The 26,266-nt window shown below is 41.1% G+C and carries 18 protein-coding genes and 1 tRNA gene; 7 read left to right on the forward strand and 12 right to left on the reverse strand.

The window, feature by feature from the left end:
• Window positions 1-359 precede the first annotated feature (359 nt).
• From V7K53_RS18860 to V7K53_RS18870, 3 genes are all read right to left on the reverse strand, one after another.
• A tRNA-Val gene (locus V7K53_RS18860) sits at window positions 360-433 on the reverse strand.
• Between the two features lie 223 nt (window positions 434-656).
• Window positions 657-1,277 carry a hypothetical protein gene (locus tag V7K53_RS18865; protein WP_335198988.1) on the reverse strand — a complete coding sequence of 207 codons (621 nt, stop codon included), beginning with the start codon at window positions 1,275-1,277 and terminating at the stop codon, window positions 657-659.
• Between the two features lie 134 nt (window positions 1,278-1,411).
• On the reverse strand, window positions 1,412-6,547 hold the full coding sequence (locus V7K53_RS18870; protein WP_335198989.1) for a CHAT domain-containing protein: 5,136 nt from the start codon (window positions 6,545-6,547) through the stop codon (window positions 1,412-1,414).
• A 207-nt stretch (window positions 6,548-6,754) separates the two neighbouring features.
• On the opposite strand from V7K53_RS18870, the gene V7K53_RS18875 reads away from it, so the two are divergent.
• Together V7K53_RS18875 and V7K53_RS18880 are read left to right on the forward strand one after the other, a co-directional pair.
• Entirely contained in the window at window positions 6,755-8,569 is a 1,815-nt protein-coding gene (locus V7K53_RS18875) for a ShlB/FhaC/HecB family hemolysin secretion/activation protein (protein WP_335198990.1), read from the forward strand.
• A 333-nt stretch (window positions 8,570-8,902) separates the two neighbouring features.
• Complete coding sequence (locus tag V7K53_RS18880) at window positions 8,903-9,157, forward strand: DUF7219 family protein (RefSeq protein ID WP_322637376.1); 255 nt, start codon at window positions 8,903-8,905, stop codon at window positions 9,155-9,157.
• 306 nt (window positions 9,158-9,463) lie between these two features.
• Here the strand turns inward: V7K53_RS18880 and V7K53_RS18885 are convergent, their stop codons facing one another.
• The gene (locus V7K53_RS18885) at window positions 9,464-10,495 is read right to left on the reverse strand and encodes a VOC family protein (protein WP_335198991.1); all 1,032 of its coding nucleotides are present in this window, start codon (window positions 10,493-10,495) and stop codon (window positions 9,464-9,466) included.
• A 200-nt stretch (window positions 10,496-10,695) separates the two neighbouring features.
• On the opposite strand from V7K53_RS18885, the gene V7K53_RS18890 reads away from it, so the two are divergent.
• From V7K53_RS18890 to V7K53_RS18905, 4 genes are read left to right on the forward strand one after another with little or no spacing between them, the layout of a single operon-like run.
• Window positions 10,696-11,319 (forward strand): DUF3859 domain-containing protein, encoded by a 624-nt coding sequence (locus V7K53_RS18890; protein WP_335198992.1) that lies wholly within the window; start codon window positions 10,696-10,698, stop codon window positions 11,317-11,319.
• Between the two features lie 5 nt (window positions 11,320-11,324).
• Window positions 11,325-13,094, forward strand: a complete 1,770-nt coding sequence (locus V7K53_RS18895) for an asparagine synthetase B family protein (RefSeq protein ID WP_335198993.1) — start codon at window positions 11,325-11,327, stop codon at window positions 13,092-13,094.
• Complete coding sequence (locus V7K53_RS18900; RefSeq protein ID WP_335198994.1) at window positions 13,064-14,347, forward strand: diaminopimelate decarboxylase family protein; 1,284 nt, start codon at window positions 13,064-13,066, stop codon at window positions 14,345-14,347. The genes V7K53_RS18895 and V7K53_RS18900 overlap by 31 nt, the downstream gene beginning before the upstream one ends.
• 15 nt (window positions 14,348-14,362) lie before the next feature.
• On the forward strand, window positions 14,363-15,628 hold the full coding sequence (locus V7K53_RS18905; RefSeq protein WP_335198995.1) for a hypothetical protein: 1,266 nt from the start codon (window positions 14,363-14,365) through the stop codon (window positions 15,626-15,628).
• Window positions 15,629-15,725: 97 nt separating this feature from the next.
• On the opposite strand, the gene V7K53_RS18910 is transcribed toward V7K53_RS18905, so the two are convergent.
• Window positions 15,726-16,622: a DUF4351 domain-containing protein gene (locus V7K53_RS18910; protein WP_335198996.1), complete on the reverse strand. Its 897-nt coding sequence runs from the start codon at window positions 16,620-16,622 to the stop codon at window positions 15,726-15,728.
• 75 nt (window positions 16,623-16,697) lie between these two features.
• The gene (locus tag V7K53_RS18915) at window positions 16,698-17,273 is read right to left on the reverse strand and encodes a hypothetical protein (RefSeq protein WP_335198997.1); all 576 of its coding nucleotides are present in this window, start codon (window positions 17,271-17,273) and stop codon (window positions 16,698-16,700) included.
• Between the two features lie 326 nt (window positions 17,274-17,599).
• On the opposite strand from V7K53_RS18915, the gene V7K53_RS18920 reads away from it, so the two are divergent.
• Window positions 17,600-19,588, forward strand: a complete 1,989-nt coding sequence (locus V7K53_RS18920; protein ID WP_335198998.1) for a S8 family serine peptidase — start codon at window positions 17,600-17,602, stop codon at window positions 19,586-19,588.
• A 466-nt stretch (window positions 19,589-20,054) separates the two neighbouring features.
• Here V7K53_RS18920 and V7K53_RS18925 read toward each other — a convergent pair whose 3' ends face one another.
• From V7K53_RS18925 to V7K53_RS18950, 6 genes are all read right to left on the reverse strand, one after another.
• Window positions 20,055-20,939 carry an oxidoreductase gene (locus V7K53_RS18925; protein WP_335198999.1) on the reverse strand — a complete coding sequence of 295 codons (885 nt, stop codon included), beginning with the start codon at window positions 20,937-20,939 and terminating at the stop codon, window positions 20,055-20,057.
• A 130-nt stretch (window positions 20,940-21,069) separates the two neighbouring features.
• Entirely contained in the window at window positions 21,070-21,294 is a 225-nt protein-coding gene (locus V7K53_RS18930) for an MbtH family protein (RefSeq protein WP_335199000.1), read from the reverse strand.
• Window positions 21,295-21,395: 101 nt separating this feature from the next.
• The gene (locus V7K53_RS18935) at window positions 21,396-22,769 is read right to left on the reverse strand and encodes an MATE family efflux transporter (RefSeq protein ID WP_335199001.1); all 1,374 of its coding nucleotides are present in this window, start codon (window positions 22,767-22,769) and stop codon (window positions 21,396-21,398) included.
• Between the two features lie 25 nt (window positions 22,770-22,794).
• Window positions 22,795-23,826 (reverse strand): sucrase ferredoxin, encoded by a 1,032-nt coding sequence (locus tag V7K53_RS18940; RefSeq protein ID WP_335199003.1) that lies wholly within the window; start codon window positions 23,824-23,826, stop codon window positions 22,795-22,797.
• Window positions 23,827-23,881: 55 nt separating this feature from the next.
• Window positions 23,882-24,769: an SDR family NAD(P)-dependent oxidoreductase gene (locus V7K53_RS18945; protein ID WP_335199004.1), complete on the reverse strand. Its 888-nt coding sequence runs from the start codon at window positions 24,767-24,769 to the stop codon at window positions 23,882-23,884.
• Window positions 24,770-24,866: 97 nt separating this feature from the next.
• Window positions 24,867-26,255 (reverse strand): cytochrome P450, encoded by a 1,389-nt coding sequence (locus V7K53_RS18950; RefSeq protein ID WP_335199005.1) that lies wholly within the window; start codon window positions 26,253-26,255, stop codon window positions 24,867-24,869.
• Window positions 26,256-26,266 lie beyond the last annotated feature (11 nt).

Raw genomic sequence — 26,266 nt, forward strand, 5'->3', positions numbered from 1 at the left:
AAGTGTTTTGTTGCTCATTCTGAACTGTATTGAATCATACTGGAATTACATGACCTGCTTTGATTTGGACGTAGACGCTAGACGGCTTGCCCACTTGTTCTAATTCAAACTTTACAAGTTCGAGCGATCGCTTTTGATTGTCTCGTTGGAGCATCCACCGTGCACTTTTTCCAGATTCAAATAATTCTGGTTCTAATCTTTGATATAGGGTATCCAGACTGGATAGTATTCACTAATTTGTTAACAGTGACAAGATTTTGTTAAAATTGAGATTAATCTGTTAACAGTGACAAATAATTAGTGAATGTACAATTAATTTGTCACCGATGACAAACAATTAGTCACTGTACAAACAAAAATGGACGTAACTGGATTCGAACCAGTGACCTCTACGATGTCAACGTAGCGCTCTAACCAACTGAGCTATACGTCCTTAACCACACAGTTATCAATAGTAGCATATACTTCTCTGATAAGGCAAGATAAAAGACCAAATCAGGCGAAATCTATCAATCCCTAAGTAATCAAGCGCAGATGATGTGAAGTATTTGTTCGATTCGTAAAAAGGTTGCACCACTTGCTACAAATCAAACAAATAAGTCAAATTTTTTTTCCTTTTGCCTCCAGCAAGACTGCCTGATTTCCTGCAAGCGTCTTTAAGTTTCCCGAATCCAAAAGGCCAATCCTCCCCCACGACCGCGAGCTGCAATGAAATCTTCTGTCACTAAAAAGAAGCCAAAGAAGGGTAGTTTCGCTATAGGTTGGTTGTAGAAATCTTCTGTTTGAACTTTACCAGCACGGATTGCTCTGTTGTAAATAACACGACTAAACAAACTGATAATCATCTGGTTAAAGTCAAAGGCCAATAAATTTTTCTTCCCGAAATATTGCACTGGCCCTGTGAGTTTCAGTGAAACTGGGTTGAGCTCAACCTGATTAGCAATTTCGCCTCTGTCTGAATCCTTTTCCAAAGTGGCATTAAAGGAAACATGAATTGCCATAAACTTGGGTACATAGAAACCGTTGCCTAATACAATTCCGCCGCTACCTCTGTTTTTCTTAGTGCCAGTGACAAAGCAAAGTTGCCATTTACCGAGCAGAAACTCAAACGGATAAGTCAACTTTTGTTGCTTGGCAGTTTTTTCTGCTTGTAGCAAAGCCTTTACTAATATTTCACTACTAGGGCGTATACTTTTTGGTTCTCTATACTTAGCCGCAGCCTGGGATAGCACGTTAATAAAGTCAAATGTCGCTTTAGGTGTTAAATTAGCCGTCATGAAGCCACTCTGGATTTAACTATTTCTTTTATTTTCTGATAGATTGTAGCGTTCATCCGCAAGAAGACACATCTTTCAACCGTAGTATCCACTAGAAGTACGTCAGTCGATTTATGACTCTATATTCCCTATCTTCACCAAGGATTACCAACCATTGTAAATCCAGCCCAATAATAAGGATGCATAAGTGATTCATCAGCACTGTCAGCAGGTAAAGGCAAATTCCCAACTCCTCCTAGACCTTGCACTTGTCCATCCTTGACATAAATTTGCCCTTTGACCATAGCTACCTGAGCCTGTCTAAGAGCTTCTGCCTTAATTGGAGCTGTCTTTAAATTCTCATAAAATTTTGTCATCAACGCTGCTGTGCCAGCATCATTAACCGACCAAAGACTAGCAACACTAGTTTTCACACCTGCCAGCACTGCTAAACCTGCAAATCCCAGTTCAGATTTTTCATCCCCTAAAGCTGTTCTACAAGCACTCAGCACGAGCATTTCAACTTCAGGTTCATTCAAGCGCAATTGTCGTAATTGGTTCAAGCGCAACTTGTCTTCCCACAGTTGAATATAGGAATTACTCAAAGCACCCGTAGCAAAATCTGCATGGGTTGCCATGTGAATTATTCCAAAAGGTTGTTGGCGGCGGATCGTTTTGAGATTTTCTAAGGTGGCTTGCTTGTCTAACAATAATTTGCCTTGCCAGAGTTTAGATACTAGTGTTGATAACTCCAGGGGGACTGCTGGTAAAGGCTCTTGTCCCTGAGTACTCTGAGAAACTCCCAGCGCTAAAATTTGAGATTTTTTGATGTCTTTATAGAGGGTATTAGTCAGACTAAGACTAGGCATTAAGCCAATACTGTATTTTTCTACTAGAAATCCCTTACCATCGTGAAGTGCTGCCATTGGGGTTGAACGTAAACCAATGTCTGGTAAAAAGACCAGATTGTTGATTTCTCTCGCTTGTAAATCTGCCTCTAATGGTGCAATAATCCAGCGATAAAGTTGTTGAGATGAACGCAAATAACCGGTGCGACGACGGTTTTGTGGACTAACGATTTGGTCACGAAATTCTTGAGCTACTTGGAGAACTTTGGCTTTAGTTGTTTCTGGGATGCGCTTGCGGATAGGATCGCCTTTTCTTGTTACTACTACTAGTTCCAGTTGGTCGCTATCTTGTTCTGCTACGGTATTCAATTGTTTAGTAGATTTTTTAGCTTTGCCAAGATTTACCCCTGGTAGAATTTCCACAGGGACAAAACTGATGTAGATAAATGCAGGTTTCACACCAGTAGCTTCTTCAATTTTGCGAGCAATTTCTTTGGCATCATCTAGGGTTTTGATTCTAGGGGTGGGTATGCCTAAATGGTCGGTAAAATCATCTGTGAAATTATCTTCGGGAGTGGGGTCGGTATTAAGAACGGGGTTATCAATCTTAGGATTATTGAGGACAGGGTTATTCGGTTTACTTGGTAGATTGCATTGGAATGTGCACGGGTCAAGATTGGGAGTTTCAGGATTGGGAGTCTCAGGATTGGGAGTTTCAGGATTGGGAGTTTCAGGATTGGGAGTTTCAGGATTGGGAGTTTCAGGATTGGGAGTTTCAGGATTGGGAGTTTCAGGATTGGGAGTAGGAGTTTGACTGACGTTGATTCCTATCTGTACAGGTGCAGAAGAGGAAACGCCATCATTTGCGCTAATTACAAAGGCATTTAGTGACCCATTTGTATCTGCTGGGGGTGTGTATACCAAAGTATCGCCGCTAGATAAGGTTGTAACACCAGGGATGACGGGAACGCCATTGACAGTGATATTTCCCGTATTCACGACATCCACCTTGATGGAGGTGATGTCATTATTAACATCGCTGACCAGCGGAGCCAAACTAGAGAACGTTAAGGTAACAGGTTGATTAGTCTGGGTATCGGGTAGCGATGAGTTTGCCGTTAATGTCGGCGGGGTATTAACGGAAGTAATGGTGATGCCGGTTGGTGTACCGCTAGCATCTCCGCCATTTGGCAAGACTGGAAAGCTGTTTGAAGCGATTATTGAATTGTCACCTGTAGTGATTGACCCTGCTGTACCATTGACACTTGCATCACCGACAATAAAATCTACATTATTTGGGCCACCATCATGGCGAATGCTAATAGTACCTCCTGCTAAAGGTTGAACATTAGTATCTCCTTCGCCAGTAAAAAATCCACCAGTTGCGATCGCTTCACCGGTTCCTGTTCCTTGAATCAGTCCGTTGGTTAGCACTTGCACATTGCCACCTTGAACTGTGTTTCCATCAACAAAATCGTCTGCTATGGACTGGGTGTTGATGTTGGTAAAACGAATATTGCTGCCAGCATTATTGGTAGTCTGTAAAGTAACGTTGCCAGCTGTAACGTTTCCAGTTCCATCGACTCCGGTAGCGATCGCGAAGGCGTTAATGGCATCATTAACAGTGATATTATCTCTGGCAGTTAAACTAATCGCGCCAGCAGTGCCAATAAAATCGCCACCTCCTTCCTTAACTACAAATGAGTTAATTGCCCCTGTGGTAATACTGCCGTCTGTGGTTGTTGCGGCTACATCACCAGCCTTACCTGAGCCATTGGCATCATTTGAAGAGGAGTTAATGGTATCCGCAAGGATATCGCCTGCCGCAGTCAAAGTTACCGTTCCACCCGTGGCATTGCCAATCCCTCCACTATCGCTGGTGTTGATCTGATTTAGGGTAATTCCACCATTGCTGCTTACTACTTGAACATTACCTGCTGAGTAGCCCTGTCCACTGGCAATGATGTTGCCTGCACTAATATTGCCACTTGCAAACAAGTTTATATCCCCGCTTCTATTGAAATCAACAGTTGTGTCTAGATTTCCTAGTGATAAGCTAGCTCCTGAAATGTTAATGGCTCCTCCGGTTGTGCCGATTGTGTTGGTAGGATCGACAAAGTTTACAGAACCGGTTTGTGAACTCAGGCTGAAGCTACCGCCATTACCTAAGTTTAATGTAGCCACACCAGGGGTAGTCACTCCTGGCGTCGCTCCGGTGATGTCATTGATGGTAATATTCCCTGTAGCTTGTAAGTTGATATTTGCACCCGAAGCTGCGATCGCACCCCAAGAAACAGTGTTAGCCCCAATATCTGCATCGCCAAAGGCAATATTGCCTGCTGTGGCATCAAAATCACCTGTTCCTGCTGCACCATCGATAATTGTCAATGTGCTGGGGTCTAGCAATAAAGTACCAAAGTTGCCATTGACGGCTGAAGTATCTACTAAACCGTTGAAGGTCAAGAAATTTTTGCCTGATACTTCTACAAAACCACCATTCCCCGCATTTGCTCCTCCACGAGCCGAAATTTTTCCAAAAAACTGGGTTGTGTCGTTACCCCAAACAATTACCTGTCCGCCGTTTCCATTCAAATTACTATCAGCATTAATGACGGATTTTGAGTCCACGTAAGTCCGATCTGCGTTGGGTAAAGTCCCTTTACCTTGATAATCTCCACCAATTAGCACAGTACCGCCGCCATTATTCCCAGAGGCGTTAATATTGGCATCAATCACCGCGACTTTTTTACCCAAAGCAGTTACCGTACCGCCTGTTTGACTCGCTGCATTTACTTGCCCAGATACAATCGTTGTACCTGAAGTTGTGGAAATTGTGACATTGGAGTTTGTCAATTTTACAGTTCCATCAGGATTGGCAGTTAACCCTGTGTTACCAACTGTCAGCAATTCTGGTAAAGATGCAATGGGAATTGTCCAGTTATTGGGTTGGGTGCTACTAGAGGCGAGGGGCTGAATTTCTAGACTCAGCAGATTTCCTGGCTGACTGAGACGCACCCAATTTTGTCCTGGTACGGATGTAAGGGCAATCTGCCCTCCTGGTGCTGAAAGTTGCCCGGTGTTGACTACAGTACCGCCTAATAAATTCAAATTTTGCCCAGCACCTACTACCAAATTTCCAGCATTTGCGATCGCTCCTGGCTGGTTTGTACTAAAGGCAAATCCATTGGGGTTTCCAACTAAGTCATTGTAGTCATTAACACCAATAGCGTTAAACCAACTGCTACCAAAACCAATACCATTGGCTGTTGTGACTGTGAAAGCACCAGGCACATTTAAACTGGCGTTTGCTCCAAAAATAAATCCGGCTGGATTCATCAAGAAAAGGTTAGCATTGCCACCTGTCACCTGAATTAAACCATTGATAACCGAGGCATTCCCGCCTGTAATTCGACCAAGGATATTTTGCAGCGCCGGACTAGCTTGAAAGTTGGCGATTTGTTCTGGTGAAATCCCAAATTGTTGAAAGCTATGAAAGAGGTTTGCACCATCTCTAGAAGTTGTGCCGCCAGTGATATCAAGTCGATTGCCGTTGGGAGTCACAATTGTGTTTGTCCCATCGGTAGCTGGGACAATTTGTTGTGCTTGGACTAATCCCGCACTCATGCCTGTTACCAGAGGCATAATAGTTAACACTGAAGCGGCAATGTTGTGTAGTAGAGGTTTTTTGCGCCGTAATATGAAGCGACCTGTGGGTAATTCTACATCGATTTGTAACTTATTTGCTAATCCGCGCCGCCAAAGTGCTTGAGCGATCGCCTTTTGTGACCAGAGGATTTGTTCTGTTCTCCTGCTAACAGACATGTTTTGAGAATGATTTCGGTAGAAATAGAGTGGCTCTTTGACTCGACGTACTTGGGCTACTTCTGAAAGTCGCAGACATAGGTCATAATCATAGGCACTACAAGAGAAGGATTCGTTAACACCTCCCACTCGGTCGTAAACCGATCGCCGCATCAAGCGGAAGTGGAAAGTCATGAAATCTACCAACAGACCCGATCGAGAGTAAGGAATGTCACAGCGATCGCCATAACCGATAACTTTGCCGTTTGGATCGATATTTAAGTAGTCGGTGTAAACAAATCCCGTTTCTGGGTGGCGGTTGAGGACTGTAGCGGTTTGAGCAAGAGCTGTGGGGGCAAGGATATCATCATTGTCTAATATACCGACGTAAGTGCCGCTAGTTTGGCCGATCGCTGCCTTACAAGCCGCAGCAACTCCTTGATTGTCTGCCTCCACCACCCGCACTCGCCCATCTTTTTGAGCATAAGTGCGAGCGATCGCCACCGATCCATCTGTGGAGCCATTATCCCAAATTAGTAACTCAAAGTTTTGCCATGTCTGCGCTAAGACACTAGCGATCGCTTCTTGAAGGTAAGACTCCCGGTTGTAATTGACGATGACAATGGAAATCAGTGGTGACATCGAAGTTTTCCCAAGTTTTCTACCTGTTACCACAATATAATGCTAGGGACTATCACTTAGAAGAAATCGCTGTTAATTATAGTTTTAGTTACAAATCTTTTGAAATTTGAATATCAAAAATATGATATTGAAATACTCATACAGCCATAGCACACTCAAAAATCAAAATCAGCCCAGTCGTTATATAAGGCACTCCACTGAAGAGAAATGAGAAAAGAAACAGAAACTGGTGTTCAGCCTAGAGCAACGACTCAGCAAAAAATTGTCTATTTATCTCATCAGTTAGATACTTGGCGGAGTTTGGCAATTACTAAATGCAGTAAGCACAGTTTCAGCTTTCGGTGCGGCTTGCTAATTCTGCCTGCGGTCTGGATTGTAACTGCAAATGGACTGAGAGCTAGAGCTAATATTATTACACCTAACTCTGTTCAAAATAGCAGTCAGTCAGAGTTACAAATAGTACAGGAAACAGAACCTACTCCAGCAACCAACCCGCAACCAGAAACACCACAACGCATTCGGGTTCGCAAAATTCAGGTTGTAGGTAGCACAGTTTTTAAGGAAAATGATTTTAATCCAGTAGTGAAACCTTTTGAAGAACGGGACTTAACTTTAGAAGAAATCAGACAAGCCGCCGATGCCGTTACCCAACTGTACCTAAATAAAGGCTATATAAATTCCAGAGCGATTCCAGATACTCAACAATTTAGTACCGCAGATGGTGTTGTGGTGATTCGGGTGTTGGAAGGGCGTTTGACAGAGATTGATATCGAAGGGACGCGGCGATTAAACCCATCTTATATTCGTAGTCGCATCCAACTAGGTGCTGGTATTCCTCTGAATACTGTTAAGCTCGAAGAACAGTTGAAATTGTTGCGACTCGATCCCTTATTTACAAATGTGGAAGCGAGTTTGCGTCCAACGGGTAAGGTTGGTCAAAGTATTCTCGTTGTGAGAGTTGAAGAGGCAAACCCTTTAACTGGTAGCTTGGGTGTAGATAATTATTCGCCTCCCAGTATTGGTGCGGAAAGATTGGGTGTTGAATTGCGATCGCGCAATTTAACCGGTATGGGAGATGAGTTAGCTGGCTCCTATTACCATACACTCTCTGGTGGTTCCGATGTCTTTGATTTTAGTTATCAGGTTCCCGTGAACGCCATGAATGGCAAAGTGCAGATTCGAGCGGCATTTAATCGCAACGAAATTACTGAGCCACCCTTTGATGCCTTTGACATTCGGGCAAACCAGGATCTTTATGAAATCAATTATCGTCAACCATTGATGCGATCGCCCAAAGAAGAATTTGCCCTATCTTTAGGATTTACCTATCAAGATGGTCAAACCTTCCTTTTTGATAACCTCGCAACCCCCTTTGGCATTGGGCCTGATGCCAATGGCGTTAGCCGTACCAGTGTAATTAAATTTGGTCAAGATTATATCAGGCGCGAACCAAAAGGAGCTTGGTTTTTGCGATCGCAATTTAATTTTGGCGTTGATATATTAGATGCAACTATCAACAATGACCCCATACCCGATGGTCGCTTTTTTAGTTGGCTAGGTCAAATACAGCGCGTGCAGCAACTCAGTAACGATCATCTATTGCTCATCCAAGCAGACTTGCAGCTTACACCAGATAGCCTTTTACCTTCCCAGCAATTTGTGATTGGCGGCGGACAATCGGTAAGGGGATATCGCCAAAATATCCGTTCTGGGGATAATGGATTTCGGGTAGCGATCGAAGATCGGTTTACAGTGCAGCGCAATGAATCTGGATTATCAACAATTCAACTTGCGCCATTTGTGGACATGGGAGCCGTCTGGAATCAGTCTGATAATCCCAATCCGCTACCCAATCAAACTTTTTTAGTGGGCGCAGGCTTAGGATTATTGTGGAATCAGGCAATGGGAATTGATAATCTCTTTTTGCGGCTCGATTATGGATTTCCATTTATCGATCTGAGCGATCGTGGTAATAACGCTCAGGATGATGGCTTTTACTTTAGCCTTCGCTATCAACCCTAGCTAAAGACTATGGTAATCATAACTAATTCTGCGGGCATGATATTATTTGAGCCGCATTTGAGCAAGTCGAGTTTAATCGGCAAAATGCTATTTCACTTACTCCTTTTAGTGTTTTCCGCAAAAAATATGTCATTTGACTTACTCCTTTTGGTAGATGAGGTGCTTAATTCAGTATTTTCCACAGTTAATTACCTGTTCTTCTGCTTTATCCTAATATTGAACTAAAAAATTTACTTCTTTCTTCAGGAATTTGAATTTTCTCCTGTGTATATACACAAAGAGAAAAGTTTTAGTTTATAAATTTAAGAAGAAAAGAATTATAAGAGAAAACTTATGACGCAACCTAACTCGCAAGACAAAAATAGCTTTCTTTACCCTCGTAGTCGATATTATGGTAAATTTCAGCCAGAGAATTTGGTGTTTAATGCCAACCTCCAAGAATTCTCTCAAAAAATTAGTTACATCACTTGCCTAGAGACAGGGGGGAAATTGTCTCAGGAAGAGGCTTACCAGCAGATTAAGTCACTCTGGAAAGAGTTGAAACATAGCAAAAAGCAACTCTCTATTGGCGGAAATAGAGAAATTTAAACTAATGTGAAGGAAGGATTGGGAATTTTTATTAAATCCATTGCAAAAATCCTATTGCAAGAATACTTGAACAGCTAAAGACTTAAGTCTCTAGCTAATAGCAAAAGTTCGTTGAAACAGACGAAAAATACTTTCATAGCCAGTTTCAAACGAATTGAGTTATTAGCCCGAAAATTTATTTTCGGGCTATTTTTTGGCTTTTGCAAGAAGTCTTCTTTTTCGTCATGTTAATTCTAGTAGTTACAGGTAACAAGTAATAGACAGCAAAATTTTGCGTATCTACATTTTTTTTCGTCAGATGTCTAGTTAATTACCTTCTAGCAAAGTCCAGAAATAGCCATCTGGTGCGATAAAGGAGAAACTCGTCTCGCCAAATTCATTGCTAATAATATCTGTAACTTTTTGTGCAGTACTCGCCTTGATGCGATCGCAATATTCCTGTATTCCTTTAACCCGATAGGTATATAAAGACATACCAAAGCTACCTGGTTGGGCTGCCTCAAAGCGCGATTCTAAATTAATAGATTCTGGGAATCGAATGACATAAAGTCTACCACTGCGTGTAGCCATCAGATCGGACTTAGAAGAACGAGGATCGTCAAAGGTAGTCACAATAAACTTTTCACCAGGATTCAGGTCAAAAATATCTTTACCTGCTGGCGAAGATTCATAGCTAGTTTCGACACCATCCCGCACGCGCAGCAAACCCAAAACTTCTTCATAAAACTTCAGGGTTTCTTTGCTGTCATCTTGAACAATAATCCCCATGTGCGTAAACTGACTAGTCTTGAGAGGCGCATTCTGGTTAACTTGTCCGTAATGTGGTAGCGTATAGCCAAATCGTTGAAACAAAACCTGTCGAGCTAACGGTTGTAGTAGCAGCATTTCTCGCACGCCAACTGCTGGCTCAAGAAAAGGACGGCTTTTTCTATCTTTGTTATAGATGACTTCCCAATAAGGGCTAGAGTATCTAATAGGAAAACCTGCTGCTTTTGCATCCTCTATATGATTTAAAATACTCAAGACATCCGCAGTTAAACTTGTTGCCCAGCGATTTCCCTTAATTTTCATTGACGCTATTCCCAAACCTTCATTGGTGGGATTTTGCCAAACCATCAGCCGAATCAAACCATGATCTACATTTTGGTGGTAGAGGCGAATTGAGCGTAAAGACGAATTCACCCCATATAATTGATGGGCTACCTCTGCGGTTAATTCACCCACTTCACCAATGCGATAGCCAAATTGCTCCCAATAGTGAATTGCAGAAATTGGCTCTGGAATGCCGATGCAGACTTCATAGATACCTGCAATTGTAGTTTGTTGTTCTTGAGTCATAATCAGGGCTGAGTTGGGAGAGACGCGATGAATTGCGTCTGTACAAGAGTGAGAAGTAGAGACGCGATGAATTGCGTCTGTGTTTACAAAAGTATCTCTTAAAGAATCCGAAAAGCAACAACTTTATTTTGTAGCTTATGATGTACCTACAAAAGCGAGATTTAGCGATCGCAATCAAATTTTTCAACAGGAGTTAAGCTATGACGCAGCGACTGACTCAAGAGCAATTATCACAAATAGTTACAGAAGTAGAAGGTCTGCAATTGCGTCGGGAAGCGGAACTAGACCAACAGCAGGTTAAAGAAATTTTACAGGAGTTGAATTTACCGCCAGAGTTACTAGATGAAGCGCTGATTCAGTTAAATCGCCGCCAAGCACTGGAAGTACAACAACGCCGGAATCGATGGATTACCTCTGGAGTGGTGGCAATTGTAGTAATTGTCATTGCATCTACAATATTTTTCATGCAGCAGCAAAGTTCTACACTTTCCAGTGTTTCTGCTCAACAAGACCGCATCACTTTAACACAAGATAATGGCAGCGACTTAAAGACAATTTCTCGCCAAACCAATCCAGAAGTGTTGTATCGTGTCACCTTAAAGGATGCACCTTTGGGTAAAAAGCTGGCTCTCTCTTGTAATTGGATTGACCCAAGCGGTCAAATTGTCAAGCAAAACAACTATCAAACCCGCGAAATTAATACATCTGTCTGGGATACCCAGTGTCGCTACACTATTAACCCAGCTGCAACTGTTGGCAATTGGCAAGTGCAGATGTTTCTAGAAGGTCGGCAGATTAGCGATGCAACCTTTGAAGTTAAATAGTCCAGATGGGTATCCCGCATCACTTTCTTGGCTATTGGGGTTACGGCGAGCAACAGGAGTTGGAAGCGCTGTTGACTAGTGTTGTGGAAAACCTCTCTTTTAGAAGGGGAGAGGCTTTGAAGTTTTCTGCACAGGAAAATAATCCTCTTCCCATCTGGAATGTTGTTTACATAGGAATCGATGGCAATTCCCCACCGCAACAAAATCGAATTGCTGCCATCTCCGCATCAGGATTATTTAGTTCACCCGATGCTTGGGTAAGTCTCCAGGAAAACAACTGCCTAGTTTTGGGAAGAGAACCTTTCGGAAGAGTTCCTTTGTATTGGACTGTGCAAGGACAAATAATCTGGTTTGCATCCCAACTGCAATTACTTTTACCGATTTTGCAACAGTCAGAAGTTAGCATTCCTGGGTTATATGGCTATAGCTGTTTTTCTTACGTTCCTACACCCTTAACTCCTATTAAAGAAGTGTTTGCAGTGACGGCGGGAACTGAATTAGTTTGGCAGAGCGATCGCCAATCAGGTATTCTGCAAACACCTGAATCTAAAAAAATCCACTCGTGGCGAGAAGCGTCAGAACAGTTAACAGACGAAGCTACAGCAATTACTGAATTGCAAACTCTCCTTAAAAACTCCATTGAGCGACAAATTGCCGATTTAAAGGATGAGCCTGTCGGGGTGTTTCTCTCTGGTGGACTCGATTCTTCAGTGGTGGCGGCGCTGCTGGTACAAGCAGGGGTGAAAGTCCGCGCCTACACTTTAGATTTTGGTAACGCAGGTATTCCAGAATATCTCTATGCTGAACAAGTCGCCCAGTTTCTCAAAATTCCGCTTGTTAAAGTTGCAGTAACCCCAAGTTCGATCGAGAATGCCTTAATTCCGACTGTGCAAGCATTAGATTTGCCCTTTGGAGATGGCGTGTGTGTGCCGTTGTATCTCCTGTCAGAGAGAGCGAGTCAGGAAACTCAGGTAATTTTTAATGGCGAAGGTGGAGATCAATTATTTGCCGGTTGGACGAACAAACCTTTAATTGCCGCAGGTGTTTATCAAGCAGAAAATCCCGCCGGACAAGAAACTTTTATCCAGCAATATCTCCGCACCTTTCACCGTCTTGGAGGATACGAATCTCAAGTTTATCAGCCGGAGGTTTATGCACAGATCCAAAATTTGCATCCTGAAGATTGGCTGTTGGCGGCTCTCGATCGCAATGAGTGTCCATCTTTGCTGCATCGCTTGCGCCGTGCCAGTTTGATGCTCAAAGGAGCGCAGAATATCCATCCCCGTGCGACTGCATTGGGGTTTGCTCATGGGTTGTGGGTGCGATCGCCTTTTTGTGATTTACCTTTAGCTGAGTGGACATTCCGCCTATCTGGAGAACTCTGTTTGCAGGGAGCCTGTGAAAAATATATCCTCAAACGGGCTGTAGAAAATTGGCTTCCACCCGAAATTGTCTGGCGACAAAAACGGGGTATGGGGGTTCCTTTGACTTCTTGGTGTTTAAATGATTTTTGGCATCAACTCGGCATTTGGCTCAATCCAGAAAGACTTCGCGCTCACAATCACTTTTATCCTCACATCGCGGCACAAATCGTTGAAGGCAATCTAGGAGGAGCTATTCAAGGCCGTCGAATTGGTGAAACACTCTGGTTACTAATTATGTGGCAACTTTGGCGATCGCACGTTTTAAATGAAGAACTAAGTAAACAGTCTTGGGATCATCCCTTTTGGTTACATCGTTGGCTATGGAGAAATTACAAGCGATGGCAAGGTTAGATAAATGTAGGGAGTTGGGAGTTGGGAGTGAGGAGTTGGGAGTTAGGAGTGAGCAATTAATCTCCTCATCTCCCCCATTCTCCAGGGAATTTGCCGAGGAATTACTGAATAACTACGGTTCTCCGCTTTATGTTTATAATGGCGATCGCTTGCGCGAAACTATTGAGCGGATTAGCAAAGCAGTCAGTTATCCGCGCACGCAATTTCGGTTTGCCAGTGTTACTAATGGCAACATTGCGCTGTTAAAAATTTTTCGCTCCTTTGGGTGGGGACTTCACGCCAATACGCCAGGAGATATTTATTTAGGATTGCAAGCTGGTTTCGATCCAAGTGAGATTGTTTATAGCGGCAGTAATTTGAATCAGGCTGAGATGATACAAGTTTTGAATTGGGGAGTTACAACTCTCAATTTTGATAGCCTCGCTCAGTTGCAGTTGTGCTGTGAAGTTTTGCCCAAACCCACAGAGAAATCTATTCGGCTGGGTTTACGCCTTAATTTGCCGGAAATTACCGGAGATAGCCGCATTGGTGTACGTCCAGAGGAATTTAGTGATGCGATCGCTTTAACTGGTGAGGTGGGATTAAAGCTGAGTGGTTTACACTTCTATCGAGGAACGGGAACTAACGCCACAGCAGCTTTTACCCAAGCGATTGATACGGTAATCGCTATTGTACAAAAGTTACCTGATTGGGAATATTTAGATTTTGGTGGTGGCTTTGGCTATCCTTATCACCACAACAAAACAGCCTTTAACTGGGAAATATTTGGGGCTGGGTTAACCGAGAAAATTACTCGTTTAGGACGGGAAATTGATTTGGTGATTGAACCCGGACGAAGTGCGATCGCTGGATGTGCAACTTTGCTTGCTCAAGTTGTTTCTGTAAAATGGCAAGGAGAAAAACAGATTGTTGGAGTTGATACCACCGTTGCTAATCTTTCAGTACCCTCAGTACACGGCGGCTACCGAGAAATTATCACTTGGAAACAAGTAGACAATCCATTCACTACTGACATTTGTGGTAACACCACATATTCACGAGATTATCTAGGGAAAAATTGCCAACTCCCAGCGCTAGAAATTGGCGATATCGTTGCCATTTTAGATGTCGGTGCTTATGGTTATGCAATGTCGTCTCACTTTTTACACCGTCCCAAACCTGCGGAAGTCTTGCTAGAAAATGGCACACATCGCTTGATTCGTCGGCGGGAAGACTACAGTGTTTTATTAACAAATCAGGTGCTAGATAAATAACATCAAAAAACCATTATGAAGTGTATTAACTGCGGAACTGACAATAAACTAAAAGATCGGACAGCTAATCAAGGTCGGTGTATAAAATGCAATCATCCCTTTGCCTTTGAACCGACTAGCATGAGTAATGTTCAGATTACCGATCCTTTTTTTGCAAAAGCGATCGCTGACATTTCTGCAAATAACACTTTATTCTTTACACCCAAGCAACTGCTTTATTTTCTAGATAATCGGCTCAAAAAAAATTATAAGTCAATTTCACGATTTGGCTGGCTATTTCCTTTTATATTTTTTAACTTGGTTACATCAATAACGATTTTTTTACCACTAATAGTAAATCTGGTGGTTATTATTTTTTTTCATGAAAGTAGCAAATCAACTAAACTCAATCTTGTAAGTCGCAAACAGTATGCGAGGAATTTACAAATCATAGGAGGAATTATTCTTGCCATAGGAATTATACTAAGTCTTGGCTCAAACTCATTCAGCTTCTTTGTCATTGTTGTTCTTATAGGAATGCTGCCCATATATTTAGGAACTCGACAGATAGGGCGAATTGAATTATTAACACAAGACTTTTTAATTTCTGAATCTCAGGTTAAAGATTGGCTAGATCGTTGGCAGCAGATAAATGGTTCAATTCTCAAAATCCTTCCTTCGCCAAAGCAGGAAAATACACCAGCCACGATTAATCCTGATGTAACAGCTTACAGTTTTGATAGATTAGTAGTTTGTGATAGTGCTAGTATTGCTCAACTATTAATTGCTAATAATTTTCACTTTGAAAATAACTGTGCAATTCTCAGCATTACTGGATATCCCCAAAGCATTTTTAACACCACAATGCAAATGCTGCGGCGCAATCCCGATTTGAAAGTCTATGCAATACATGATTGCAATCTCCAAGGAATTGGTTTAGTTCATAATTTGAGAACCAATGCTAATTGGTTTCTCAATAGCGAGATTGCGATTATTGATATCGGACTAACGCCACGTCAAATTATCGCTACGAAGCGCGGAATGTTCATTCAAACCTCTCCAGAGTCGGCGCAAGCAGCTAAACAATTACCTGAAGAAGTTCGTCAAAGTTTATCTGCTGAAGAATTAGCATGGTTAGAATCTGGAAAATTTGTGGAATTAGAATCTTTTACTCCCCAAAGAATAATTAAAGTTCTGCAAAAGGGTATTGCTGGCAGCCAAAGTTTAGAAGGTGATGACAGTAGCTTGCTTTTAGTTGGCAATACAGGAAATGATATGTACGTTGTTGAAAGTTTTGGTTAGTATTCTCATTTCAATTGTAGGGGAACACAAATGTACACCCCTACATGAATAAAGCGCAGTTTCAGATAAAATTTATTTAATTGATTTGCAGATTAGATTATTCAATTGGTTGGTTTAACCAAGCTTCTAAATCAGAAATAGCTGAAAAGTCTAACAAAGCCTCTCCTAACGCCTCCAATTGTTCAATAGATAATCCTTGAACTCGCTCAATAGTAGATGAATCAATCTCACCCAAACGGTGATTTAGTTGACGTATAATTAAACGTTGTTCCCCTTGCTTATTCCCTTCTTGTATAGCTTGTTCCCGGTCTTGTTGATAAAGTGGTTTTAATCGCATAATTAACTCCCGATCGTCTTCTTCTGAATTTTGATTAACTTGCAAGTTTTGCCGCAAGTTATAAAGTAATTCTAGCGTTGCTCTGCGAAATGGATGATTTGATGATAGTGCTTCTAATTCATCTATTGCTTGTTTTTGTACTGTTCCTCGACCGAGAATTCTTAACCACAGAGTTTCTTGGGTGCGCGGTAACTGGTGAATCGCAACGATCGCAGTCCGCAAATACTCTGCGATAAAATGTACTCCAGGTAGCCAATCTACTTTTTGAGTAGCACCGAATCCTGCCAGCAGTGTTGTAGATGCTGTTGGGGTGAGTATCCATAATTTGGGAAGTTCTAATTCTGGAATGGAAGTTTTATTGCGATTTGCTTGACGTTGTAATCCACCCCTTACTTCTAATAATTTTAACAGACAATCACAAATTTCTTCTTTTGATGCAGGGTTGCGGAAGGGTTCAAAAATGGCTGTTGTAGCGGCAAATCTTCCTAATAATCCTAGTGTTTCTAAATTTGTGCTTTGTTTTATTAAAGGAGAAAATAAAACATCGATTTCTCGAACTTCTCCCGCCACACGGCTAGAACCTTGCACTTCTCCATAAGGTTTTAGTAATTCTTCCAAATAATCTTTTGCAAATTGGTCATGGATAAATCTAGTCATTCAATTAAAAAAATTTATTTAGCTAAGGAATTGGCGATCGCTCCAGTTACCTTTATCAGATGTATAATTTGTAATTTATCTCAAACCTCTTTCCATAAGCATTTGAGGTTCGACACTCTTAACATTAGCGATCGCTTCTAACTGAGAAATGCCAGCGATCGCATCAACAATCTTACCTGATTTGGCACGCAACCAAGCGGTATGAGGCGCATAAGAAAGGCTTTGTGCAACTTCATAACCCGCTTGATTAATTACCTCGCGTTGCGATTCCACATCAACGCTTTCAGCAAAGCGGATAAAAATTAATCCAGTTGGTACTGCTAAAGAAGCATTGGATTCTAATGTATAAACCGGACTCAATATACCCTGTTCTGATTGATTGGGTTCGCCTGAAAAAACTGCGATCGCACCGTCGTTAAGTCGTAAAATTGCCCCTATTGCCACAGTGCCGGGTTGATTGTAATGTACTGCATAGTACCCAGGTTTACGAATGTAGGATACAGCAGTGCGTAAGCGTAGCCCATCGTAGCCATCACTACCAACGCGAATTTGTTCAGGATACTCAGAAAAGTAGTCTTTTTGAAATCTCACTTCACCAATCAGGGGTAAAGAGTACACCTGGAGAAAATACTCAACCGGAAAATAAAACATCTTTCTCAAGTTCTAATGATCTTATAGTGTTTTTCAATGGTATGGAATACATTCTTTTCATCGTGATTCACAGTTATACGCCCCTACTAATAGTGAAGATTCTTAAAAAAACCTGATTTTGAATCCTCTCTTTTCTGGAAAGACTAATCGAAGGTTTGTATAAACTGAGATAGATTAAATTCTGTATCGTAGTACACATATAACACATGAAATCAGAAGCATCCATAAGGTAAACGTAAGCCTAAGATGGGTACAGCAAGCTTTAAAAGTAAGGCATAATACGGTTTTCCAATGCCCAATTTTCAAAACATTTAGGAGATTAAACAATGGTTCAGGTTCGCTATGGTGGACAGAACGGCCAACAGTATGAATTTGCTATCAGTAACGAACACGTTGTCGTCCGTACTGAAAGCCGTAGCACTATTGTTGGTGCAAGATCCTTTGAAGTCGCACCTGTATCACCCATAGCTCGTAGTATCCTCAATCAATTTGAGTTAAAAACACGGTTTCGGCAAGCGGGTGTAGAAATTTTACAAGCGAAAGTTCCGAATCAGGGTGTTGCTTTGCGCGATCGCGCCCGTGAAATACTTAACAACGAGTCCGAAGTCCAATTTGCCGGACGCGTCTTAATCGATCCAGTATCTCAACAACCTGTAGTTTACACTGAAAACCTTTTTGTTAAATTTGATAGCGAAGAAGAGTCAAGGGTGTGCCAAGAGGTTTTAAAACGTTACAACTTAACAATTAAACGCCAACTTGAATACGCACGAAATGCTTATTTTGTCAGCGCCCCTACAAATACTGGTATAGCCGTCTTTGACATCGCCGAGAGACTTCTAAATGAGGAATCAGTTGAACTGTGCCATCCCGAACTAGCGCGTGAGTCACGCCAACGTCAGGTTTTCCCACAACAGTGGCACTTAAAGCAAACAACAATTAATGGTAAAACAATTAACGCCCATGCCAACGTTGAAGCAGCTTGGAAGTTGAGTAATGGCACTGGGACAATTATTGCAATTATCGATGATGGTATGGATCTCGATCATGAAGAGTTCCGTTCTTCTGGCAAGATTGTTGCCCCGCGTGATGTCACACGTAAAACGAACAATCCCAGACCGGGAAATGATAATAACCACGGTACATCCTGTGCAGGAGTAGCGTGTGCAAACGGTAACTTTGGGGCATCTGGTGTGGCACCTGGTGCAAAACTCATGCCGATTCGTTTAGCTTCAGCGTTGGGGTCGCAGGATGAAGCAGATGCTTTTATTTGGGCGGCTCAAAATGGTGCTGATGTCATTTCTTGTAGCTGGGGCCCAGCAGACGGTACTTGGTTTGAGCCAGACGATCCCGCACACAAGCAAAAAGTACCTTTGCCTGATTCCACACGACTTGCTATAGATTTTGCAATCAATAAAGGGCGCAACGGCAAGGGCTGTGTAATTTTATTTGCAGCTGGCAATGGTAACGAAAGCGTCGATAATGACGGCTACGCCAGCTACCAAAAAATAATTGCAGTGGCAGCTTGTAACGACTATGGCACGAGAAGCGCTTACAGTGACTTTGGTCAGGCAGTCTGGTGTGCCTTCCCCAGCAACAATGGTGATATTTCTCAAACCACTGGAATTTGGACAACCGATCGCTCTGGTGTACTTGGCTATAATTCCGGTAATCGAAATCTGGGTGAGGCTTTAGGCAACTATACGAACGAATTTGGCGGAACTTCTAGTTCCTGTCCAGGTGCAGCAGGTGTAGCAGCCTTGATTCTTGCCAGAAACCCAAATCTGCGTTGGGATGAAGTGCGAGACATTATTAAACGCTCTTGCGATCGCATCGATCAAGCCGGAGGTAAATATGATGCCAATGGTCGCAGTCCCTTTTACGGTTACGGTCGAATCAATGCTCTGAAAGCTGTAGAATTGGCTAAGCCACCGCAAACATCACCCATCAGCAGATTCCAAGCAGTGCAAGATGTGCCAATTAACGACTTGCAAACATCAACATTATCGGTGGCGATCGCTAATACTACCCCCCTAAAATCCATCAAAGTTAATGTAGATATCGAGCATACTTATATTGGGGATCTTATAGTTACTCTCCTTCCCCCGGTACAAACAGGCATACTTCCCATAAATCTGCACGATCGCCAAGGCGGAGCTACAGATAATATCAAAACAACTTATGACGAGGTAAACACCCCTAAACTTGCTGCTTTTAAAGGTAAAAGTCCCCAAGGAACCTGGACTTTGGAAGTTGCAGATAAAGCTGAAGGAGATACAGGAAAAATTCGCAGCTTGACCATTGAAATGGGATTTTAAGCCAAGCGTATTAGCTTACAGCATTTTTCTCTGTATTTGAACTACATTTATCGTACTGACTTTTCCTGTTAAGTCTTGAAAAGCTTAAAATTATTACTAAAAAATAGCGGGAAATTAGCGATCGCACTTTATTTACCGGATCTGACAAAACCGCATTGCTCCCATGCGAACCTGACTTTTCACGGGAAGTCCTCAAGCCTCGATAAAGCGTGACTTTTTTCACAGAGTAATTATCAATAACTCAGAGTTAATGATAATTACTAACGGAAAAATTAGGGTTTAGGAAACCGCTAAAATGAGCTTTTCCACATGCTGTGAAAAGTCAGTTGTTCTCTCCAAATCGGCTGTTGTACATTCCTGAATAAACGGTATCACAGACTACTATTTTTTAGCGATCGCAGAACTTTTCGGTCTACTGACTTTCCTCCAAGCTCCTACTGTATATAGTAAATTACGAAAAATAGCTCTATTTGGTTACTAGAACCTCATCAAATGCAGTATTTACAGATACTTCCTTCCAAGCATCTAGTTCTGTTTTGACTGACTCCAGCTTGGCATTAATCGCATAAATTGCATCTTCTCCTAGCACCAATCTCAGTGGCGGATTATCACTATCAACTGCCTTAATAATTGCCAAAGCTGCTTTCTTCGGATTACCTGGCTCCTTAAATTCCAATTTCATATCCAGGATATCTCGCGCACCTTGACGCATCTCACCAATCACTGGTTCATAGTCATTAATTTGGATATCAGTTATGACAAGAGAACCTGTCACAAAATCTGTACGAAATGCGCCAGGTTCAACTATTGTGATTTTGATACCAAGAGGTGTAACTTCTTGAGCTAATGCTTCAGAAATTCCTTCTAGCGCAAATTTCGCACCATTATAAATTCCCGTACCAGCATAAGACACAAAACCACCAACTGATGAAATATTAAGGATGTGTCCACTGCGTTGTTGTCGCATCTGAGGTAATACTGTCCGTAGCACTTCCAAGACACCAAAAAAGTTTGTTTCAAACTGACTACGAACTTCTTCATCCTTGACTTCTTCTATTGCCCCTAAAACCCCATATCCAGCATTATTAACAAGTACATCAATTCGTCTAAACTTGGCAATTGCCTGTTTTACGGCCTCCCGAACTTCTTCGGGTTTGGTGACATCAAGTTTCACCGCTAATGTCCGATTCGGGAACCTTATTACTAAATCTTCTATTTGCTGTAGATTTCGTGCTGTTAATACCACAGTCTCACCATGCTCAAGGACTGTTTCTGCTAAAGCTCGACCTAAGCCCTTGGAGCAACCAGTAATAAACCATATCCGTGTCTGAGAAACTGAGGGATTCACCATATAAATTCTCCATTTTTAACAAGCGTTACTAAGGTAAAGAAAGTTGGAATTTCAGTAGCAGGAAAATGCTTATATTTTGTTGAGTGGTAGAAAAAAACCACCCAAATACGCAATTTAAATGCACATCTGCCTAAATATTCCCACATGTTTCCTGCATCTTTTTCCGCAGACTAAGCGGTCTCATATCAGTCCAGACTTCTTTGATGTAATCCAGACATTCTTGCTTTAAACCATTTTTTCCAGCATCCTTCCAACCAATAGGGTTTTCCCGCTGAGATGGCCAAATCGAATACTGTTCTTCATGATTAACTACAACTTTGTAAACTGTTGCGTCTTCTTTGTCGTCTTGATACATAATTCACCTCTTGATATTTGATTAAATATGTCTTGCAATCTGGTAGTAACTTATTTAATTGGTGCAGAACAACTTTATTATTTTACTAGTTATACATCTCACTATTTGCTCACTTGCGCTTTAAGTAAACTTAAATATTTAAATTCCAAAACTGTTAGTACAAATACAATTAGCATAAATAAAACATCTGCAAAAAGCATTCCATAGTATATGCCCCTTACACCTGATATTTTTGAAAAGAATAGTACCATTGGCACGGTTAAGATTATACTTCTTACCAAAATTACTGCTAATACAGTTTTACCTTTGCCTATAGATATAAAAAGAGTATTGCTAAAGTATGCTAAAGGCCATATCGGTATTAATATACTGAGGATTATAAAATTAAATACATCACCTTCTGTAAAATTAGCACTTGGGAGAATTATACCTAAAAGTGTCTTTGGAAATAATTGTAAAGGCAACCAAATTAATATTGCTAAAATAGTGCCAATGATTGCAAAAGTTAAGTAGGCTTTTTTTATTCTTTCATAATTTTGAGCGCCATAATTCATGCCGATTATAGGTTGTAATGCTTGGGCAAAACCAATGATGGGAATAAATACAAATGAAGACACTTTGACTGTTGCTCCAAAGAAAGCAATATCGCTATTTGTACCGTAGAAAGAAATTAAATTGAAAATCAGAAAATCTTGAATCAATATTGTCACCGGATAGAATAATTCTGATATGCCAACAGATAATATTGCACGGAGTAAATCTACAGCGATCGCTATTTTTTTAAGATTGACTGGGATAGAACTTTTACCAGAAATAAAATAACCTAAATTGACGATACAATAAACAATCATCGCAATAACTGTAGCGAAAGCAATACCTTGAGTTTTCCAATTAAATACACTAATAAATATATAATTCAATAAAATGTTGACAATAACAAAAAGCCAGTCAAATATTGTGGCTAACCTAATTTTACCTTCTGATTTTATGACACGACTACAAGCTTCTCCTAATATCAAAAATACTGAGCCTAGTATATAAGTCTTAAAATATTTTGTGCCTTCTAATGCTACTTCACCGCTTCCTCCTATTAATACAATTAATTCTTCACCAAAGCTGTAACCAAAAATTGTGATGAATAATGAGATGACAACACTCATCACAACTAAGTTACCAAATATTTTTGACTGAATTTTGATATCTCCAGAACCGATAGCTCGACTAATAACAGATGCAGAACCTACCCCAACTAATAGAGCAAATCCATTGATAATACTTGTAAATGGCAATGCAATTGAAATACCAGCTAAAGCAGATTCACCAATAAATCGTCCTGCAAACAAAGCATCAATAAAAGTGTTTAAACTAAGCATCAATATTCCCAAAGTACTGGGAATTGATAACTTAAACATCAGCTTAACAAGATTACCTTGAAGTATTTCATGTGTAATTTGAGATTGTTTTTGTGAAATCATTTTTTAGTTTTTGGCTCATTTCTGTTTACTCAACCTTAATCAAACGACTAACGCAATACTGCCTCACTGCTTCTAACTCCATCTCTTTTGCTGAGTTAAATGCACTCATAATCTCACCACATACTTCTACTCTGGCTTCATAAGCACCTGATGCACTACCATCTGGAAGTGCAAAATCAATCCGAACTTCTGCCCAGTCAGCATGCTCTCCTTCAGCAACCTCTTCCATCGCCAGCACTTTGCCTGCTTTCAAGTAATCTAGCCAACTCCAACCACGCTGCATCCAAATTTCGCGTTCAGCACTTTGCTCAAATTCGCTTAAACCAGTCCATCCTCGATAGTATTGACGTAAACCAGAAACTGAACCATTTCGCTGCACTAATAAATCCAATACATCTGGCTCTAGATGTCCCCACAAGCATCCTTGAGGTAAATCAACTAAAGTAGGAGCAAACTGATGGCCACCAAAGTGAGTTGTTTGCCAGACTCTTAATTTTCCATTAGAAACAGGAGCATATTCTTTACGTAATCGTCGATAGATGGGAGTCCCAAATCTGCCACAAGCCAGGTCAACTTGAGCATGTGTACAAACCATGAGTTCGCGGATGTGACTCGTTTTTTGTTGATATTGCTGAAATTCTGATAAATCGTTGGGTTGTTGCATTAATTGCTTGAATATTGCTGTCACCAAAGCAGCCGCTTTGCTTTCTGGAACAACAAATTCCTGTTTCTGAAACTGAGAAAATAACTTTGTAGGGCGATAGTAGTAGAAAATGCGGGTCAAGCCAGGATGAGAATACTCGCTGTCAGGAGCAATTAGCAAGGGTTTCAACTTGACCCCATGCTTAAAAACTAACTCTTCAAATAAACCCATCAATGGCTTAATAGTTGGATTTTCTTGAAATATTTCTTGCGGCCAAGGTTGTGGAACTTCCATAATCAACCAATACTCACAAGTCCCTGCTGTTCCAATTGGGTCTTCTCCATTAGCTTTAGAAACTAAGGAACAAAAACGGCAATCACTTATGAGAAATTGGTGAGTATGTTGAGTTGGCATATTTACTATCTCTGCTCCAGTTTTTCTTCAAAAAGAATGAAATAGCGATAAGTTACTAATCAAATCCCATTCCTTTTTGCATACCCTTATAAAAATTGTCATAAAAATATTGATGTGGCACCAATCTTTTATACAAGGCATACAGCCTAAGTTCCCATGATGATTGTGTGACAAAATATTGTCTTTTGGGCTTTTTAGCTCTCAGAGCTTCCAAAATCGTATTTGCCACTTTTTCAGGTGGTAAACCTGTGTTACGATTGTCCTCTACTGCACCTTGCATATATATTTTGTAATTCTTGCCATATATAGCTTTAGTTTCGGGAGACATATTAGCTAATGTTTCCTGATAACTAACTTCTACTTTATCAGCCTGTTCTGGGGTTACTATTCCCCCTGGTAAGATGGAAATAACCTCAATGCCACTAGAGCATAATTCCATTCTTAAACAATCTGTAATTGCCTCGATCGCAAATTTAGAAGCACACAAAAGACTTCTATAAGGTAGAGCTAATCTCCCACAAATTGCACTGATATTTATAATTCGACCTTTTGCTTGTCGAACCAATGGCAAGAATGCTTGGGTAACTGTAATTTGCCCAATAACATTTACTTCAAAGTTCCATCTGATATCATCTATTTGAAGACATTCTAGTGGGCCGTCTACTGCTACAACTGCATTATTAATTAATGCGAACAATCCTTCATCTCCAACCGCTAGTGAGACAAATTCCAAAGCAGCTTTAATTTCTTCTGCTTTGGTGATGTCCATAATAATTGGTGTTAAATTACCAGATGCAGCCTGTTTTAGCGACTGTGAATCTTTCTCAGTACGGACTCCAGCAAAAACTCGATATCCTTCCTTAGCAAGTGAAAGCGCAGTTACTCGACCTAAGCCAGTGGATGTTCCTGTGATGACGACTGCGCCTTTACGACTCTGTTTCATATTTATTGTCTCCAAGATGAAATGTATTTTTATACCTGAAAAGGGTAAAACTAGAAATATGGCTTATATCAACTGAATAAAAAACTAAATCCAATATCTAAACAAAGTCAGAAACAAGTGGTTTTGACTTTCCTTGATGCTGACGCCGACCATGCATAACCATTTTTACGCCACTCTTGGCGTAACATTGATCGTTGGAATGCTTTGCTTGTTCTGGTCGCTTATTAACCAGCGTTAATTTGTAGTTTGAAAGAATTGTTGCTAACACAAGCTTCATTTGAAAGCTCGAAAAAGCTCCTGCAATACAACTACGAGCGCCGCCACCGAAGGGGATAAATTCATAGGGAGAGAATTTGTTTTCTAGAAAACGCTCTGGCTTAAATTGTTTCGGCTCTGGGTACACATCTTCACGTTGATGTGTTGAATAAATATTGGTAAAGAGTATCGTACCTGGAATTAACTCATACCCCATGATCTTCACTGGGGACATTACCACCCTTGGCAGTGAGAACATCGAACTTGGGTAAATTCGTAGAGCCTCATTACAAACAGCATTAAGGTAAGGCAATGCTACAATCTTCATCGGATCTGGGTTTTCACCAAGGCTATCGAGTTCCTCAAGCAGTTGCTCACGAACATCTGTTAAACTGTGAACCCAGTATAATACCCAGGTAAGGGAATCTGTTGCACCATTATTACTTGCTGAAATAGGCAAAAACAAAAGATCGCGTACCTCTTCATCACTTAGCGGTTTACCTGTTTCATCACAAGCAAATATCAGATCGGAGAGCATATCAGTGCGTGAAGAATCTGCTTGTTTACGGCGTTCTTTGACTTCATTGTATAAAAATTGGAAAATTTCTTTCAGGAGATACTTGTGGTATCCCCACGGACTCAGCCGACCTAAATCCAATTGTGCAAAAGGCAATTTTTTTATGATCTCAAACAGAGGAGATTTTTCATATTTCATACAAGAGGTATATAGATGTTTTATTTTTTCATAGCGCTCTCCTTCTCGTAATCCAATCACAACTTCTAGAGCTACTTGCAAAGTGATTTTTGATAACATTTCATTGGCAATGAAAGTTTTTGCTATCGTCTGTTGACTAATAACTTTTTCTGTGAGTTCACAAATACTTTTTCCAGTAGCGTTCATCCGCTCCCCGTGGTAAGCTTTCATTAACAGAGGACGACGATGTTTGTGAACTAAGCCATCAACATGAAGAATTCCCTGCTGTCCCATCTGTCCGACTGTAATTGGAGAATCTCCTGGGGGAATAGTAGAGATTGTAATTTCTTTGGTATTAGTCAAATACTGTTTTATTCCTGATGGATTGCTGACGTAAACTATTGGTGTAGAACCAGCCATTATGGTGATAATATCGCCGTAGCGTTTGTAAATACCATCCAAACAGCCAAGGGGATTAGTATCGAGTTGCTGACGTAGTAGCCATAAGGGTGTTTTCGGCCCTGGGGGTAGTGTCATAAATCTTATTT

The sequence above is a fragment of the Nostoc sp. genome (assembly GCF_036917355.1).
Taxonomy (GTDB): domain Bacteria; phylum Cyanobacteriota; class Cyanobacteriia; order Cyanobacteriales; family Nostocaceae; genus Nostoc.

Bases quoted from the DNA above. Each gene is read 5' to 3' on its own strand.
- V7K53_RS18865 (WP_335198988.1), bottom strand. From the start codon at position 1,277: ATGACGGCTAATTTAACACCTAAAGCGACATTTGACTTTATTAACGTG.
- V7K53_RS18870 (WP_335198989.1), bottom strand. From the start codon at position 6,547: ATGTCACCACTGATTTCCATTGTCATCGTCAATTACAACCGGGAGTCT.
- V7K53_RS18875 (WP_335198990.1), top strand. From the start codon at position 6,755: ATGAGAAAAGAAACAGAAACTGGTGTTCAGCCTAGAGCAACGACTCAG.
- V7K53_RS18880 (WP_322637376.1), top strand. From the start codon at position 8,903: ATGACGCAACCTAACTCGCAAGACAAAAATAGCTTTCTTTACCCTCGT.
- V7K53_RS18885 (WP_335198991.1), bottom strand. From the start codon at position 10,495: ATGACTCAAGAACAACAAACTACAATTGCAGGTATCTATGAAGTCTGC.
- V7K53_RS18890 (WP_335198992.1), top strand. From the start codon at position 10,696: ATGACGCAGCGACTGACTCAAGAGCAATTATCACAAATAGTTACAGAA.
- V7K53_RS18895 (WP_335198993.1), top strand. From the start codon at position 11,325: ATGGGTATCCCGCATCACTTTCTTGGCTATTGGGGTTACGGCGAGCAA.
- V7K53_RS18900 (WP_335198994.1), top strand. From the start codon at position 13,064: ATGGAGAAATTACAAGCGATGGCAAGGTTAGATAAATGTAGGGAGTTG.
- V7K53_RS18905 (WP_335198995.1), top strand. From the start codon at position 14,363: ATGAAGTGTATTAACTGCGGAACTGACAATAAACTAAAAGATCGGACA.
- V7K53_RS18910 (WP_335198996.1), bottom strand. From the start codon at position 16,622: ATGACTAGATTTATCCATGACCAATTTGCAAAAGATTATTTGGAAGAA.
- V7K53_RS18915 (WP_335198997.1), bottom strand. From the start codon at position 17,273: ATGTTTTATTTTCCGGTTGAGTATTTTCTCCAGGTGTACTCTTTACCC.
- V7K53_RS18920 (WP_335198998.1), top strand. From the start codon at position 17,600: ATGGTTCAGGTTCGCTATGGTGGACAGAACGGCCAACAGTATGAATTT.
- V7K53_RS18925 (WP_335198999.1), bottom strand. From the start codon at position 20,939: ATGGTGAATCCCTCAGTTTCTCAGACACGGATATGGTTTATTACTGGT.
- V7K53_RS18930 (WP_335199000.1), bottom strand. From the start codon at position 21,294: ATGTATCAAGACGACAAAGAAGACGCAACAGTTTACAAAGTTGTAGTT.
- V7K53_RS18935 (WP_335199001.1), bottom strand. From the start codon at position 22,769: ATGATTTCACAAAAACAATCTCAAATTACACATGAAATACTTCAAGGT.
- V7K53_RS18940 (WP_335199003.1), bottom strand. From the start codon at position 23,826: ATGCCAACTCAACATACTCACCAATTTCTCATAAGTGATTGCCGTTTT.
- V7K53_RS18945 (WP_335199004.1), bottom strand. From the start codon at position 24,769: ATGAAACAGAGTCGTAAAGGCGCAGTCGTCATCACAGGAACATCCACT.
- V7K53_RS18950 (WP_335199005.1), bottom strand. From the start codon at position 26,255: ATGACACTACCCCCAGGGCCGAAAACACCCTTATGGCTACTACGTCAG.